Source organism: Paenibacillus sp. FSL F4-0122 (assembly GCF_038002845.1).
Lineage (GTDB): Bacteria > Bacillota > Bacilli > Paenibacillales > Paenibacillaceae > Paenibacillus_AQ > Paenibacillus_AQ odorifer.
The window spans coordinates 4483277-4499390 of the sequence record NZ_JBBODI010000001.1 but is presented as its reverse complement, the minus strand read 5'-3'; the positions used below and the strand labels follow the sequence as shown (position 1 = coordinate 4499390).

20 protein-coding genes are annotated in these 16114 nt (G+C 48.0%); all 20 read right to left on the bottom strand.

The annotated features are described in order from the left end of the window. Positions 1–34: 34 nt before the first annotated feature. Positions 35–1939, bottom strand: a complete 1905-nt coding sequence (gene dxs / locus MHH49_RS19380) for a 1-deoxy-D-xylulose-5-phosphate synthase (RefSeq protein ID WP_036682816.1) — start codon at positions 1937–1939, stop codon at positions 35–37. Between the two features lie 99 nt (positions 1940–2038). Further along, a complete protein-coding gene (locus MHH49_RS19375; protein WP_076098644.1) occupies positions 2039–2986 on the bottom strand; it encodes a polyprenyl synthetase family protein in 948 nt (315 codons plus the stop codon). Further along, positions 2973–3230, bottom strand: a complete 258-nt coding sequence (xseB, locus tag MHH49_RS19370; RefSeq protein ID WP_036682818.1) for an exodeoxyribonuclease VII small subunit — start codon at positions 3228–3230, stop codon at positions 2973–2975. Before xseB ends, MHH49_RS19375 begins: the two co-directional genes overlap by 14 nt. Further along, positions 3208–4587 (bottom strand): exodeoxyribonuclease VII large subunit, encoded by a 1380-nt coding sequence (gene xseA / locus MHH49_RS19365; RefSeq protein WP_076104386.1) that lies wholly within the window; start codon positions 4585–4587, stop codon positions 3208–3210. Before xseA ends, xseB begins: the two co-directional genes overlap by 23 nt. Positions 4588–4598: 11 nt before the next feature. Then, a complete protein-coding gene (gene folD, locus MHH49_RS19360; RefSeq protein WP_036682821.1) occupies positions 4599–5456 on the bottom strand; it encodes a bifunctional methylenetetrahydrofolate dehydrogenase/methenyltetrahydrofolate cyclohydrolase FolD in 858 nt (285 codons plus the stop codon). Positions 5457–5498: 42 nt separating this feature from the next. Beyond that, complete coding sequence (nusB, locus tag MHH49_RS19355) at positions 5499–5951, bottom strand: transcription antitermination factor NusB (protein ID WP_036682824.1); 453 nt, start codon at positions 5949–5951, stop codon at positions 5499–5501. Positions 5952–6208: 257 nt separating this feature from the next. After that, complete coding sequence (locus tag MHH49_RS19350) at positions 6209–6442, bottom strand: DUF2273 domain-containing protein (RefSeq protein WP_036682825.1); 234 nt, start codon at positions 6440–6442, stop codon at positions 6209–6211. A gap of 15 nt (positions 6443–6457) precedes the next feature. Beyond that, positions 6458–6997 carry an alkaline shock response membrane anchor protein AmaP gene (gene amaP / locus MHH49_RS19345; RefSeq protein WP_036682827.1) on the bottom strand — a complete coding sequence of 180 codons (540 nt, stop codon included), beginning with the start codon at positions 6995–6997 and terminating at the stop codon, positions 6458–6460. A gap of 74 nt (positions 6998–7071) precedes the next feature. Then, the gene (locus MHH49_RS19340; RefSeq protein WP_036682829.1) at positions 7072–7488 is read right to left on the bottom strand and encodes an Asp23/Gls24 family envelope stress response protein; all 417 of its coding nucleotides are present in this window, start codon (positions 7486–7488) and stop codon (positions 7072–7074) included. Between the two features lie 115 nt (positions 7489–7603). Next, entirely contained in the window at positions 7604–8947 is a 1344-nt protein-coding gene (gene accC / locus MHH49_RS19335; RefSeq protein ID WP_036682831.1) for an acetyl-CoA carboxylase biotin carboxylase subunit, read from the bottom strand. Between the two features lie 54 nt (positions 8948–9001). Continuing rightward, positions 9002–9511, bottom strand: coding sequence for an acetyl-CoA carboxylase biotin carboxyl carrier protein (gene accB / locus MHH49_RS19330; RefSeq protein WP_036682835.1), 510 nt, complete (start codon positions 9509–9511; stop codon positions 9002–9004). Positions 9512–9658: 147 nt separating this feature from the next. Continuing rightward, the gene (locus MHH49_RS19325) at positions 9659–10576 is read right to left on the bottom strand and encodes a SpoIIIAH-like family protein (RefSeq protein WP_036682837.1); all 918 of its coding nucleotides are present in this window, start codon (positions 10574–10576) and stop codon (positions 9659–9661) included. Between the two features lie 67 nt (positions 10577–10643). Then, the gene (gene spoIIIAG / locus MHH49_RS19320) at positions 10644–11288 is read right to left on the bottom strand and encodes a stage III sporulation protein AG (protein WP_036682839.1); all 645 of its coding nucleotides are present in this window, start codon (positions 11286–11288) and stop codon (positions 10644–10646) included. Between the two features lie 43 nt (positions 11289–11331). Next, positions 11332–12108 (bottom strand): stage III sporulation protein AF, encoded by a 777-nt coding sequence (gene spoIIIAF, locus MHH49_RS19315; protein ID WP_076214487.1) that lies wholly within the window; start codon positions 12106–12108, stop codon positions 11332–11334. A gap of 27 nt (positions 12109–12135) precedes the next feature. Then, the gene (gene spoIIIAE, locus MHH49_RS19310; protein ID WP_036682845.1) at positions 12136–13368 is read right to left on the bottom strand and encodes a stage III sporulation protein AE; all 1233 of its coding nucleotides are present in this window, start codon (positions 13366–13368) and stop codon (positions 12136–12138) included. Positions 13369–13412: 44 nt separating this feature from the next. Next, positions 13413–13802 carry a stage III sporulation protein AD gene (gene spoIIIAD, locus MHH49_RS19305; RefSeq protein ID WP_036682847.1) on the bottom strand — a complete coding sequence of 130 codons (390 nt, stop codon included), beginning with the start codon at positions 13800–13802 and terminating at the stop codon, positions 13413–13415. 7 nt (positions 13803–13809) lie between these two features. Then, the gene (spoIIIAC, locus tag MHH49_RS19300; protein WP_036682849.1) at positions 13810–14013 is read right to left on the bottom strand and encodes a stage III sporulation protein AC; all 204 of its coding nucleotides are present in this window, start codon (positions 14011–14013) and stop codon (positions 13810–13812) included. Positions 14014–14026: 13 nt separating this feature from the next. Further along, positions 14027–14545 carry a stage III sporulation protein SpoIIIAB gene (gene spoIIIAB / locus MHH49_RS19295; protein ID WP_036682851.1) on the bottom strand — a complete coding sequence of 173 codons (519 nt, stop codon included), beginning with the start codon at positions 14543–14545 and terminating at the stop codon, positions 14027–14029. Further along, positions 14538–15539 (bottom strand): stage III sporulation protein AA, encoded by a 1002-nt coding sequence (gene spoIIIAA, locus MHH49_RS19290; protein ID WP_038572536.1) that lies wholly within the window; start codon positions 15537–15539, stop codon positions 14538–14540. Before spoIIIAA ends, spoIIIAB begins: the two co-directional genes overlap by 8 nt. Before the next feature lie 82 nt (positions 15540–15621). Continuing rightward, the gene (locus MHH49_RS19285; protein WP_371915730.1) at positions 15622–15885 is read right to left on the bottom strand and encodes a YqhV family protein; all 264 of its coding nucleotides are present in this window, start codon (positions 15883–15885) and stop codon (positions 15622–15624) included. Positions 15886–16114: the final 229 nt, after the last annotated feature.

Sequence of the window (16114 nt, the reverse complement as noted above, 5' to 3'; positions counted from 1 at the left end):
GATCGTTCAAGGGTTACTAATTTCCGGCTTCCACTTAGGAAGACGAAGTTGTTTTGTAATTATAAGCACTTAAAGCCATCATGGACTTGATACGTGCACATAACGCTTCTACGGTAAGGCCTGTTTGCTGACGTTGTTCTTTAATGGAGCCATGCTCCACGAAGATGTCGGGCACACCCATCAGATGTACACGCGCGTCATAAATTTCATGCTCCGCGTAGAACTCCAATACCGCACTGCCGAGACTTCCCGCTTGGCAAGCCTCTTCAATAACAACCATATTGGTCCCAGCATGAGCCAAATCAAGAAGCATGGAGTTATCAAGCGGCTTCAGGAAACGCGCATTCACAACGCCCACCTGAATCCCTTCCCGCTTCAGCAAATCAGCGGCTTCTTCAGCCACTTGAACCATAGGACCACATGCCACTACAGCATATCCTTCTCCTGTACGCAGTCGTTCCCATGATCCTATAGGAAGGGTATGCAGTTCAGCATCCATTGCCACGCCTGTTCCGTTAATACGCGGATAGCGGTAAGCAATTGGACCGTCATTATATTCAAGTGCCGTCTTCATCATATGACGCAGCTCATTTTCGTCTTTTGGCATCATCATAACCATATTAGGGATATGGCGCATAAAAGCAACATCGTACACACCCTGATGAGTCTCACCATCCGCACCCACAAATCCAGCACGATCAATGGCGAACATAACATTGGCGTTATGGCGGCAAATATCATGGACGATCTGATCATAGGCACGCTGCATGAAGGTAGAATACACGGCGTATACCGGCTTCATCCCTTCCATAGCCAAAGCTGCACACAGGGTTGCTGCATGCTGCTCGGCAATCCCGACGTCAATCATGCGATCCGGAAATTCCTTCGCAAAAGGAAACAACCCTGAACCGCCTGGCATCGCAGGGGTAACTGCAATCAGGCGCGAATCTTCACGTCCCAGCTCAATCAGCGTACTGCCAAATACTTCGGTATACATTGGAGGACCTACAGCTTTAAGTGCCTGACCCGACTCAATTTTGTAAGGGGAAATGGCATGCGATTTATAGAAATCAGTCTCAGCCGGTTTGTAGCCCTTGCCTTTGGTCGTCAGCACATGCACAAGCACAGGACCCGCCACGTTATCTGCTTGATGGAAGGTGTCGATCATTTTCTCCAGATCATGTCCATCCACTGGCCCAAGATACGTAAAGCCAAGCTCTTCAAACAATACTCCGGGTACCATCATATATTTAAGACTGTTTTTTAACTGTTCAGCGGTTTTCGCTAATCGTCCACCGATGGCCGGAATCTTCTTAAGCAGCCCTTCAACCTCGTCTTTAGCACGCAAATAATGGCGGTCCGAACGAATTTTGCTTAAATAATTGTGCATCGCCCCTACATTCGGAGCAATCGACATTTCATTATCGTTCAAAATAACCATCAGCTTACGCTTCTCATGGCCAATGTGGTTAAGCGCTTCAAAAGCCATCCCGCCGGTAAGCGCACCGTCACCAATCACGGCAATTACCTTGTTGTCTTCGCCTTTAAGATCACGAGCCATAGCCATCCCCATCGCTGCCGACAAAGAGGTGCTGCTATGTCCAGCTTCCCACACATCATGTTCGCTTTCAGAGCGCTTAACAAAGCCGCACAATCCCTGATATTTGCGCAGGGTATCAAAGCGATCTTGACGGCCGGTCAGTATTTTGTGGACATAGGCTTGGTGGCCAACGTCGTAGATCATTTTGTCACGAGGACTGTTGTAGCAATAATGTAAGGCCAGCGTGAGCTCCACCACCCCCAGATTAGAACCGAGGTGCCCGCCGGTTGCTGTAAGCTTCTCAATCAGAAATCGTCGAATTTCCTCTGCAAGAGTAGTTAATTCTTCGACTGACAGTGATTTCAGTTGTTGTGGATCATTTATTTGTGGAAGCAGCACGAATAGTTCCCCGCTTTCCTAGATGTTGTAAAATATATAAAAACCATTATAACACAAACGAAACGGCTGTCGAAATACAGCCGCTTCGAAAGTTCATACTTAGTGATCACGTGCCATTAAATAATCTGCAATTTCCAGCAGGCGCTGGTTGTCGTAAAAACCGCCATTCAGCACAGCATTTTGAGCTGCTTCTGTAAGCTGCTTCACCTCAGCACGAGATTCCTCTAACCCAATAAAATAAGGGTAGGTTACCTTCTGCTGTTTGATATCGCTGCCTGTTTTTTTACCAAGCTTGCCTTCATCTCCAACCAAATCAAGAATATCATCCTGAATTTGAAAAGCGAGTCCGATGCTTGTGCCAAAATCACGCAGAGCTTCAAGCTGCTTCTCTGTTGCCCCTGCGATACGTCCGCCGGCTAACAACGAAAAGATAATTAAATCTCCGGTTTTATGCAGATGAATATACTTCAGCTGTGCAAGATCTGTTAGTCCTTGCTCGCCTTCCATATCTGCAATCTGACCGCCGACCATGCCGCGTGGACCCGCCATTTCCGCCAGATCCTCCACTATGGATAAAACATTATCAGCAGGGATGCCAAATTTACGGGAGGCTTGTACCACACTGTAAAAAGCATGGGTCAAAAGCGCATCACCCGCAAGAATAGCTGACGCTTCACCAAAGACTTTATGATTCGTCAGCTTACCGCGCCGATAATCATCATTATCCATGGCAGGCAGATCATCATGAATCAACGAGTAGGTATGTACCATCTCAATAGCAGCAGCAACAGGCAAGGCTGCTTCACGGCTGCCTCCCAGTGATTCACAAGCAGCGATCACAAGCAGCGGCCGGAGGCGTTTGCCCCCTGCCATTAGCGAATACTTCATCGCTTGCTGTAAATTTTCCGGAACCGTCCATGCTGCGGGAAGAATAGTCTCAAGCTCCTGTGAGAGCAAATCACTTATCGATGCGATGTAATCCTCCAGCGGCTGCCGCATGCTTTCACTTGCGGAGCTTCCCTCCAGATCATTCTCAAAGCGATTCATCGGCGTCCCCTTCCAGACGTGCACCAAACGGCTTTTTGCGCAGTTCTCCGTCCTCTTGGGTAATCATTTCGATCTTACGCTCTACTTGTTCCAGCTTGCTGCCACAAAGCTGCGACAGCTTCATGCCCTGCTGAAATAAATCGATGGCCTTCTCCAGAGGAACGTCGCCGTGTTCAAGCTCACGAACGATTTCCTCCAGTCGGTCCATAGCGCCTTCAAAATCAAGTTCCGCTTCCTTCGTCATCGTCTTTGCCATCCTCCTTCATCCCCCATACTTGGCAGTTCAGCTGTCCGTCATTCATCTTTATCACCACAAGATCGCCAAGCTGCACTTCGGTCAGCGATTTGATTAAATGTTCTTCCGCCTCGTCATACACTAAGCTGTAGCCGCGCGACATTACTTTTAGCGGGCTCAGCGCATCCAGGTGACGAATCTCTGCCACATAGCGAGATCGCTTCTCCTGCAAACGAGCCTGCATAGCGCCCATTAACTCACGGCGCATGCTGTCCGTGCGCTGACGTGCTGCGGCAACACTGTCGCGCGGATGGAACCGCTGCAGACTGTGATGCAGCACCGCCTTACGCTCGCGGGAACGGCTGAGCCGTGCATCCGCTGAGCGCTGGAGCCGCTCACGCAGCATGTCCAGCCGCTGCGTGTGCTGAATCAGCGTCCGGCGCGGGCCTGCCAGCGCCAGCGAGCGCTGCAGCACCGAGTGGCGCTCGCGTCCACGCTGGGCGCGTTGTTGCAGCGCTTGGCGCAGCCGCTGCTGCAGCTGGCGAAGCTGCGCAGCTAGCTCGCCGGCGTGAGGCACGGCCAGCTCAGCGGCCGCTGTGGGCGTAGCCGCGCGGAGGTCGGCGGCGAAATCGGCAATCGTGAAATCGGTCTCGTGGCCGACGGCCGAGATGACCGGAATCCTTGATGCCGATATCGCTCGTGCGACTTCCTCCTCGTTGAACGCCCACAGCTCCTCCAGCGAACCGCCGCCGCGGCCGACGATAAGCACGTCGGCTTCACCCATGGCGTTCAGCGCGCCAATCGCCTTCACTATCGAAGGCGCAGCGCCTTTGCCTTGCACCAGTACGGGATAGATTACAATAGCTACCTGCGGAAACCGCCGCTGAAGCGTAATCACAATATCTCGTACAGCTGCTCCTGTTGGGGATGTAATCACACCAATACACTTCGGGAACCGCGGCAATGAACGCTTGCGAACTTCTGCAAAAAGGCCTTCTTTTTCAAGCTTGCTCTTCAGCTGCTCATAGGCCAGATATAAACTGCCAATCCCATCAGGCTGCATATGTGTGGCATAGAACTGGTATTGCCCATCCCGTTCATAAACGGTCACATTGCCTCTGGCAATTACCCGAGCGCCTTCTTTCGGAATAAAGGGCAGCCGCTGGTTATGAGAAGCGAACATAATCGCTTTAATACGGCTGCTCTCGTCCTTAAGTGTGAAGTACATATGCCCGCTGCCATGATGTGTAAAGTTGGAAATCTCTCCGCGAATCCACACATCCGAAAGTAAATTATCCGAGTCTAGCTTCATGCGGATATAACGGTTGAGTTCTTTTATCGAATAAACCTGCCGCTCTGCCGCCATGAATCTTACCCCTATTCCAGGCCGTGACGGCGTTTAGCCGCAATCAGCGTGTTGCTCATCAGCATTGTAATAGTCATCGGTCCAACCCCGCCTGGAACAGGCGTGATGTATCCGGCAACTTCTTTTGCACTTTCATAATCAACGTCACCTGCGAGTTTACCGTTATCCAGACGGTTCATGCCCACATCGATGACAACAGCACCCGGCTTCACATAGGAAGCATCAATGAAATTAGCTCGTCCGATCGCTACAACCAAAATATCCGCTTGACGGCTAATCTCTTGCATATTAGCTGTACGGGAATGGCACATAGTTACGGTAGCATTTTCGCGTTGCAACAAGAGGGAAACTGGCTTTCCTACAATATTGCTACGACCAATTACAACGGCATGTTTACCTGCCATACCTGTTCCTGTACGTTTAATCAGTTCGATTACTCCTGCAGGAGTACATGGAAGAAGACTGTCGGCACCGATGACCAGGTTGCCTACATTGACAGGGTGAAAGCCGTCTACATCCTTTTCCACGGAGATTGCATCAATAACAGCCTTCTCCTCGATATGCTTAGGCAATGGGAGTTGAACCAGAATTCCGTCGATATCATCGCGTCCGTTTAGCTCTGCTACCAGTGCCAGAAGTTCTTCTTGAGAAGTGGATTCATCCAATTTATGCACTTCCGAATGGAATCCTAAGCTGATACAAGATTTCTCCTTATTGCGAACATAAACCTGAGATCCCGGGTCTTCACCTACTAGAATAACAGCCAAACCGGGCTTTACGCCGCGTTTCGCCAGTTCAGCAACCTCTTGGGCAATGCTAATACGAATTTCCTCGGATACTTGTTTACCACTGATGATTGCTGCTGTCATGTTAGTCTCTCCCCTTTTATATACTTTACTATGGTTTATAAATTAAGAATGGTCAGCTTTAATAGTATCTATCTCTTGGATCATTTTGCCGAGTACTCCGTTAACAAACTTCCCGGAATCATCCGTTCCAAAATGCTTGGCCAAATCGATCGCTTCATTCACCGCAACCTTCGCAGGCACATCATTAGCGAACACCATTTCATACGCTGCTAAACGTAGAATCTGACGATCCACACGTGACAGACGGCTCATTTGCCAGCCCTTCAGGTAATGTTCAAGTATATCGTCGATCGCTACCTTGTGCTCCCATACCCCATTCACATGCTCTACCACATAGTGTTTAAGCTGAATCTCGTCCGTGATTACACGTTCGGTTTCATTCTCTTCTGAAGCTTCCTCGAGCAGCATTTCTACGGCTTCCGCGCTTTCCACATCGTTCATTTCCATCTGATACAGGCTTTGGACAATAATCTCTCTAGCTATACGTCTTTTCATGTGTTCCTCCTAAAATCTTATATCGCATTAAAATATTCACTTGTACTGCAACAACGTCTACGACCTAAATATCGCTTCACACTTATTCATTCTTTCCCTAATCCTGTGAGGATTATTGCACAAAGCGAAGATACCTTCAGAGGAAGCTCGCAAATATACCTATCCCTTGTCGCAAAAAAACCGCAATGCCTTTCTTCCGGGGGCAACGGACAACACAAACTTACGGTTTCCTGCTCCGGGAAAAAGACTATCGCGGTTCACTTAAAGGGACGCCAGCGTCCGGATAATCGCGAAACCAACTCCTGCCATTGAAACAGGGGCGCTTGCGCGGTATCCTTTCTTTTGCCGAGCGTATATCCGATGAACACTACCAGTGCAAAGAACAGCATATCCCAAAAACCGCAAATTAAATAAATCAAACCCAGACCAATGCCGAAAGTCACTCCGGCGATTCTACCCCCGTGACTTTCCCATACTTCTTTCCAAGACATAAGGGAAACTCACCTCTATTCCACTCGACTTTTGAAGCTTGGAGACTGCGTGAGGTTAGCAATATATACAGACACATCAGCAACCGGAATGCCGGTTGTCTCCTGCACGAAATCATGCACCTGACGTTGTACTTCTGTCGTAAGCAGCGGTAATGAATGCTCACCGTCCACTACTGCACGAATTGTAATTTCAAGGCCAGCCTGAGAGACACGAATACGTGACTTGAGATCTCTGATTCCCTTCACTTTACCAGCAGCCTTAAGACTCAGATTCTCAATAGTTTCCATTGAAATCTGGATATCCCCATACTCTGTACGCTGATCGACCGAAGGCAATGAAGCGCGATCACGGCGCAGAGAGATGTAGAAAAATCGGATGCTCAGAAGGAACAAGACAACTGCTACTATTATTGCTGTAATATAAGCTGCTGGTCCATTCTCAATCTCCAAAGTTCTAGGAATCGCACCGCTTAAGAGGAGGATGGCAATAACAGATAGTATTCCGATACTTAAGCTGTAGACAAACAGCAAAAGTCTGTCCAAAATTTTTGCCACGAGTCTCATAACCTCCTTAAATTAGAGTAAACCCTCGACTTTGCTGTCGGGGGTTTATGGAAGAACGATGACTGCTATTTCACACGAAGAATCGTTTCAGCTTCTTCGTTCTTGTCTACAGTGTTGTTGTTCTTGAATTGCACATCATGAATATGCACATTCACTTCCACAACAGTCAGACCAGTCATAGTCTCGATGGAGCGCTTAACATTGCGTTGAATTTCAGCAGCCACTTCAGGAAGGCGATTGCCATATTCAATAATTACAGAAACATCCACCGCAGCTTCACGTTGTCCAACCTCTACTTTAACTCCTTTGGATAGATTCTTACGTCCAAGAAGTTCAACAATACCACCGGCGAATCCGCCGCTCATACCTGCTACACCTTTAACCTCAACGGTCGCCAGACCTGCAATAACCTCGATTACTTCAGGAGCAATCTGGATTTCACCGATTTCCGTCCGTTCGTATTCTGTCGGCAATGTACTCATTTTAGACTTCACACCTTTCAAGAAAGATTGTTCATGATTTCAAGCGTAAAGCACGTCTCTTATTAAACATACTATATCATTTGACGAACTTTATGACAAACAAACCGAAGTCGTCCTAAATTTCATACTCTTCAAGAAACTTAATGTCAAAGTTACCATCCAAAAATACAGGATGCTCCAACAGTTTCTGATGGAAAGGGATGGTAGTATGAATGCCTTCCACGGCGAATTCAGCCAAGGCGCGCTTCATCTTCGCAATCGCTTCCTGACGTGTAGGAGCCCATACAATCAGTTTTGCAATCATAGAATCATAGAAAGGGGAAATCGTATATCCTGGGTACGCCGCACTATCTACACGAACGCCAAGGCCTCCGGGTGGCAAATAAAAGCCGATTTTTCCTGGTGAAGGCATGAAATTACGCTCTGGATCTTCAGCATTTATACGGCATTCAATCGACCAGCCATTAATCACGATATCTTCCTGAGTGAATGACAGCGGATTGCCTTCTGCTACAGAAATCATTTCCTTAATCAAATCCACGCCTGTAACCATTTCCGTTACTGGATGTTCGACCTGAATACGAGTATTCATCTCCATGAAGTAAAACTGTCCATCCGGTCCAAGCAGGAATTCAAGTGTTCCGGCTCCCGAATAATTCACGGCAAGTGCTGCTCGAACTGCTGCATTACCCATTGCTTCACGAATTTCAGGTGTGAGCACTGAACAAGGTGCCTCTTCAATCAGCTTTTGGCGACGACGCTGCACGGAGCAGTCCCGTTCGCCTAAGTGCACTACATTGCCATGTTTATCTGCAATAATCTGAATCTCCACATGCTTCATGCCTGTTAGGAATTTCTCCAGATATACACCAGCGTTACCAAACGCCTTTTGTGCTTCCTGTTGTGCAGCAGTGATCTGCTTCACCAAAGATTCCTCGTCCTCAGCAATCCGTATTCCCTTACCCCCGCCACCCGCAGTAGCCTTAACGATGATTGGGTAACCAATATCGCGGCCCAGCATGACAGCTTCCTCTACATCGCCTACAAGACCATCTGAGCCCGGGATAATCGGAACTCCAGCCAGTTTCATGGTTTCCTTCGCCACAGCCTTGTCACCCATACGGTTTATGGCATCTGGAGAAGGTCCTATGAAGATAATATTGCAAGATTCACAAATCTCTGCAAAATCCGCATTTTCAGCTAAAAATCCATAGCCAGGATGGATGGCATCACATTCCGTTAAGGTGGCTACACTCATAATATTTGTAAAGTTCAGATAGCTGTCCTTGGCCGGCATCGGACCGATGCAGTAAGCTTCATCAGCCAACCGGACATGCAGTGAATCCCGGTCGGGTTCCGAATAGACCGCGACGGTGGAAATGCCCAGTTCACGGCAGGCCCTAATAATGCGGACCGCGATTTCGCCGCGGTTGGCAATCAACACTTTTTGAATGTTCATGCGTTTCCTCCCAAAGTTTTGCGAAGCTTCCGCTCCTTAAGTAGTCTGCGGTATTTATTCCGGTTTAACCAAGAATAGTGGTTGACCATATTCTACAAGCTGACCGTTCTCAGCAAGTACAGACACGATTTCACCTTTGATCTCCGCTTCCAGCTCATTCATCAGTTTCATCGCCTCGATAATGCAAACCGTTGATTTTTCACTTACACGGTCTCCAACATTAACAAACGAAGGCGTTTCCGGAGAAGCGGCACTATAAAAGGTCCCCACCATTGGAGACACAATTTTATGTAGTTTGCCTTCATCAGCTGCTTGTGGCTGCTGCGCTGGAGGAACTTCACCAACTACCGGATAGGATACTTGCGGTACGCTCTGCGGCTGCGGGGCAGGCGTAAAGGGATAGGCAGCATAAGGAGTCGCCTGTACTGCTGTTCCATCAGCTTCAGGGCGATCCGGTTTGCGAATTGCAAGCTTCATTCCTTCGCTTTCGATCTCCAACTCATGTACAGAGGAGGTCTGGTCCAGCAATTTAATCAATTCCTTAATTTCGCTCAACTTGAACATATATCAGTTCACTCCTTCAGCTTTCTCTCGAAGCCACTTCTTAAGCGGACAAGATAACTTTATGTATTATATCACAATCGGTAAAAATGGAAAGAGCCCGGGGCAACCCGAGCTCTTTCGTCATTTTTCTTTTAATTTTACAGCTTATTATTGCTCAGAAACGTATTGTACACTAATTTTATCTTGAGATACACTGAGTTCCTTCATTACGAGATCCACGATACTAACCGCTTGCTTTACATCCAGTTTGTCGCTGAGAACAACCACTTTGTAGCTGTCTCCAGCTTCTTCCTTTACAATCGCTTCTCCATATTTTTGTTGAAGCTGTTCTTCGATACCGGTAATTTTGGATTCTTTTTCTTCAAGATTAAGAAGTTGTTCTTGAGCGACTGCGTTATCAGCAGGTGTTTTATCCATGTCATTAATCAAAGCAAGCAAGTCTTGTTGGTTCTTAAGATTCTTTTGCTCACGTTCATAAAGGTAGTTAGTGAACATGCTGCTCGCCGATACACTTTGAGAAGCTACTTCATCGAGAATTTCTTTGTCATTTTTGGCTGGAGTCTTGGTGGTTGTATTTGCGGCTGTATCTTTAGCAGATGTATCTGTTTTCGCGGCATCTTTAGCAGCAGTGTCGGTTGTTGCCTTCTCTGAGTCACTGCTATTTGCGGCAGCTTTACTGCTATCGTCCTTAGCAGCTGTAGTTGTACTGTCGTCCGTTTTAGCAGTAGTAGTGCTATCATCCGTTTTAGCGGTAGCAGCACTGTCATCCGTTTTGGCGGCAGTAGCGCTGTCGTCCGTAGTAGCGGCGCCAGTAGTGCTATCTACAACGCCTTCATCAGCAACAACATCGCCTTGACTAACAACTTCGTTCACAACAACACCTTTGTCACCAACCGTGGGCAACGCTGCACCTGCTGTGTCTTTCAGGGAATCAACCTGCATTGTGCCAGCCGTGTCTTTTGGAATCGAAGCACCTGAGTCTTCAGTGAATAAATAGTATGCAGAGAGGACCACCATCAAGCTGAGCATAGAAACCAACCATATCGTTTGTCTTTTGCCGTTCATTCCATATTCCTCCTAAAATTTAATCTAGTGGCTGCTTCGGAAGCACTCACTTATTGACTTTCTCCTGCTACTCTTGTTTGCGTGGTACTACTGAAATGCGCTGGATCGGGACGTTCAAGCCTTTTTCTATAGCCTGCTCGACGAGTCCACGAACAACCTTGTTCTCTGCCCCTTTGGCAACTACCAGTACGCCGCGTACCTGAGGTTTAATCCGCTTCGTCACAATGGGTGTTTCGTCCCCTGATTGCGAGTAGGTTACGATTTCGCCATCCCTCGTATATTGTGTCGTATGACGTTTCCCCCCACTGGCATCCGTCTCTTCACTAAGCTGCTGGGAGTCATTCATATTACGAACCACGACAATTTCTTCTGTAGACTCCACTGTAACCATGATATCGACCGTACCGACGCCAACGATTTTCTCCAAAATCTCCTTCATCCGGTTCTCCATCGCTAGTTCGATGCTGTCGAACGAATTGGTTGTTGTGGTTGGATCACTCTGCACCAGCGCCGTTTGAGAGGACTGATTCAGCGGCGGCTCACGCCCTGTATTCTCGTTATCAATCCTCTTCACATTGACGAAGGAATTGAATAGCATGATCGCTGCGCCCAGCAGACCCAGAATGATCAGCCAGCGAAAGGTATGGCTTCTCTTTGGACTGCCGGCCCCACCCCCAGCCCACTGCTCAAGCTTTTTCAGCCAATTGCCCACTCCCATCCCTCCTAAAAATTATAGTTATTTAGAAACTGCAAGCTCATGATTTGACGTTACTAGCCACGCTGCCATCCACCTGAATGACTTTGGGATCCAAATCCCACTTCAGCTCCAGCAGCTTTACAATGGACTCCATTTCACTCGAGGACGCGCTGTCTTCAGCTACAATTCCGTTCACTGCTTTATTAGGTTCAGCTGATGATGTCGCTTCACTCTCTACGTTATCTCCCGGATTAGCGCCAATTTTAACTTCTACAGGTGCTACAGGAGAGATTGTAATGGGTGCTGTAGTCGCTGGGCTGGAAGCTCCGGAAGTATCCGGGGAGTTAGCCGTTGTCTGAGGCATAGAGACCCTTACATTAGAAATGACAGGGACGTCTTCGTTACCGGTGCCGCCAGACTTCTCCATGCCCAGCGTTACGGTGACATTAACCCCGCGTTTGCCGGTTTCGCTGATAATCTGCTCTTTCATCTGACCCGCCACCTCTTCGGCAGCGAGCTGCAGACTCTGTTCCTGACGGCCTTGTGCAAGCTTTTGCCCATCTGCCAGAATCTGTTCCAAGGATGGGTCTCCCTTCCCTCCGCCAGTGAACAAACCGCCTTCTTTCTCTTGCTGTCCCATAGCGACACTCAGTTCGGAGATTGCATCACCTTTCAGGAGAGAGACGATAGGGCTGAGCATCGTGAGCAGGATTAGGAGACTTAGCACCAATCTTGCATAACGCTCCATGGATTTGCTTGGGAGCAGCAATTCAACAAATGACGCCAACAGCACAACCAGGATGATCTCCCGCAGCCAATCGCCCAACCAGCTCATGGTTTCCCTCCTAAAGGTTTTGTTGCTTCACCTCATCATTACGGTCAAGTTGCCCGCAGTCAGCATGATCGTAACCGCCATAAAAAACATTAAGGAAACAGCAGCCAAAGCAGCGAATACGTACACCATGCTTTTTCCAATCGTCTGGAGACAGACCACAATCGGTGTCTCTCCCAGCGGCTGCATCACAGCGGCGGCTATGTTGTAGATAAGGGCAAGCACCAGGATTTTGATTGCCGGAAAAGCACACAGGAACAATATGATAATGACACCCGATAAGCCGATCGCATTCTTCACCAGCAGTGAAGCTGAGATTACTGTGTCTGTGGCATCCGCGAACATTTTGCCGATGACCGGAACAAAATTCCCTGTAATATATTTAGCGGCCCGAATGGTGACCCCATCCGTTACTGAGCTTGTTATCCCTCGAACGGAAATTACACCTAGAAACACAGTTAGCAGTACACCTAACAGTCCAGCACCGATGTTTCGCAGCAGGTTAGCCAGCTGGGTTAGTTTATATTTCTCCGACAATGCGCTGACCAGATGCAGCACAGCCGAGAAGAACAGAAGCGGAAAAACAAGGGTGTGGATCATGGTGCCAACCGTATGAATCATAAAAACAATTAACGGATGGGTGACGGAGACCGTAACGATATTCCCCATCGAAGCCAGCAGCGCGAACAGCAGTGGAATCATCGCCATCATGAAATCGATCATCCGGTCGATAGCGTCCTTTGCATAACCAATAGCGATATTGAAGCTGTTCACAGCAATTACCAGCACCACCATATAACAGAGCGTATAAGCGACCTTACTGACCGTTTTTCGCTCAAAAGCGGTTTGCAGCGTCTCCAGAATCATGCTGAGCACACTGATCATCACAATCGTCACGAGCAGCTTTCCGTTGTACAGCACCTCATGCCACATAAAGCCTAGAAGCCCAGATAACACACCCTTCAAGCTGAGCCCCTTATCTCCTGGAAGCAGCATGTCCATTAGCGTAGGTGTGGCCCCGTCCGGGAAAAAACCACCATAATCCTTCATCAGCTGATCCCAATACGACTCCACTTTATCTTTTGGCAAATTATTCACCTGGCTCTTGACCCACTGGTCTACCGGGGAAGAACTGCCGGATTCTGGTGTTGAGGAAGCTTGCACACTCTGAGCTGTACCTGCAAACCATAGAATGAAAAAGAATGGAAGCAGCAGCAGTATTATTTTTAGTTTTGGAGGACGGAAAACACTGCGCTCTTGCATAATTTCTCCTCCCGATTCGTTGCTCAGCTCTCTTTACGATTGCTTTAAGCAGGCAGTAGTTTCATGACGGTTTCGATAATGATGCTGATGATGGGTACGGCTAGTACCATAATTAGCACTTTGCCGGCGAGTTCTATTTTGGAAGCAATGGATTCCTGACCAGCATCTCGTACAATTTGTGCACCGAACTCCGCGATATAGGAAATGCCGATGATTTTGAAAACAGTCTTCAAATAAATCATTTCCATCCCCGATGACTCAGCCACCCGCTCCAGTGTAGAGAGGATCATTCCGATCTTGCCGATCAGAAACATAAAAATTAGAATTCCTGTTGTAGTAGCAAGAAGAAAGGCGAACATCGGTTTTTGTTCCTTCAGTACGAGAATCAATATGGTCGATATCAGCCCAATCCCAACAACTTGAATAATCTCCATAGCACGCCTATTGAAAAAGAAAGATCGTTTTTATTTCCTGCAGCAACCCGTCCAGCATACGAATCACCATGAACAGCACGACTACGAACCCGATCACGGTGACCCAATGTGCGAAATCCTCTTTTCCCATCTGTTTGAGCACCGTGTGTATCATGGCGATAATTATGCCAATGCCGGCAATTTGAAAAATCGCATTGACTTCAATATTCATTCCTGGCACCTCGCTAAAAGATCAAAATGACGATCAGTACTCCAAGCAGCAGACCCAGGCTTTTACTTAACTTTTCATATTTGCCTTGATCCTCTCTGGCCACCGACTCCTCCTGCTTCAATTGCTGCAATGCTAACGCGATATGAGTGCTCTGATTCGACCTATCGCTTGTGCCGAGAGTACAGCTGAGCTGGCGAAGAATCTCTTTTTCTGTCCCCTTCATAGCGGTAGACTTCCAATATGCTTCCATCGCCCGCTGGATGGCATCCTGGGCGCTTCTGTCATAGGGAGGGCTCATCTCCTCCGCTGTTTTGACAAACAACGATTTCAGCGGGTCCTTAGACTGATTCCCAATCCGCCGCATGGCTTCCGGCAGTGGGGTGAAGCCGTACATGATCTCTGTTTCCAACCGCTGTAGTGCTGCTATTAAACCTCTGATATGTCTGGGCCTGTCTGCATATTGACGAGCAAACTGGAGACCTGCAAGTGTACCAGCCACCACAATGAGCACAGCACCGAACAGCTTAAGCATGCAAATCACCACCTAGTCGATCCCCGGGAGAGATAAGCAGCATTCCTCTTTTCTGGCCATCCAGAATACGAAACGTGAGGCCTGCTTCTGAACGATGGAGTATGACATATCTCTCGAACATCTTTTGTTCCAGCAGTCCTCCAAGACCCGGCCTACGAGCCAACTCTGTTACATCTTTTCCGTGAGCGGAAGCAATGACAGATATTCCGGCATGCAGTGCCTCGGTAACCGCTTCGGCATCTTCAGGACGGCCAATCTCATCCGCGATTAATACATCTGGAGATAGCGACCGGATCATCATCATCATGCCTTCTGCCTTGGGACACCCATCAAGAACGTCTGTCCGCGGACCCACGTCAAAGGCGGGAACACCACGCCGGCTGCCAGCAATTTCAGACCGTTCGTCAACAATTCCCACCTTCAGCCCCGGTCTATTCCCTTCGCGCTTGCCCAATTCCCCTAAGGAGATTTGTCTTGCGAGATCGCGGAGTAGGGTAGTCTTGCCATGTTGTGGAGGGGAGAGAATCAAGGTGTGCATCATTCGCTGCCGCCCCTTGTCCAGTAAATAAGGCAGCACTCCATCTGCGATTCCAGGTACTTCACGAGCAATACGGACATTAAAGCCAGTGATATCACGAAGATGTTCTACACCTCCACCACTCAGTACTGTCCGACCAGCAAGTCCTATCCGATGACCGCCGGGAATCGTAATAAATCCTTTTCTCAGCTCTTCTTCCATCGTATATAGCGAATGGTTGCTGATCAGATCTAGCAGTCGATGAGTGTCTTCCCGATCAGGCTTGTAAGCTTCTTCAGGCCTCTGCGTCAAACTGCCATTCACTCTTAGAAAGTGATATTTACCAGAGTAGTTAATTTCCAGCGGACGACCTTCACGGACACGAATCTCCTCCACCATTCCTAGCAGCGGAAGGGGAAGGCACTTTAACAGTGCTCTTACTTTTTCAGGAAACAATTGCAGCCAGTCATCTGCCATACAAAGTACCCCCAAGCTGTCCTCTACTTAATTGCTTTATTCCATATTTATGCTTGTACGCGCCTAATATGCCTATCATCTATCATTTTTTCAAAATCCCGATTAAGAGAAAGGCTACACCGCAGCCCACCCAGCCTAATTTGCTCCATGACAGCTGCTGCGCCATCCCAGTCAGGCCAATAGCTGTCGTCAATATCAATATGGTCGGGCCTACCAAAGCCAGTCCAGAATTGACAGCCAGCGCCTTATCGACCTGATTTAATCTGAGCATTATCAGCGCAGCTATAATCTCTGCACTGCCCGAGAACAACCGCAGAGTCGCCATCCAGCTTACATACTTGTCCAATCTACTCCACTCCTTTTACTAATTCATTCATACCAAAAGACATCTGAGGCTTGTTTAGCTTTCTATTATTCATGGATATGCGTGGCTTTTTCACTTTAGACAATGAGAAATGACAGATTTACAGATCAGACTGTGAAAGAATTCATAGTGAGTGGGTTCATAAATAAATATAATCAGTACGATAAAATAATTTTTACGAACGCCTTCATCTGTGGTATCCTTTTTAATT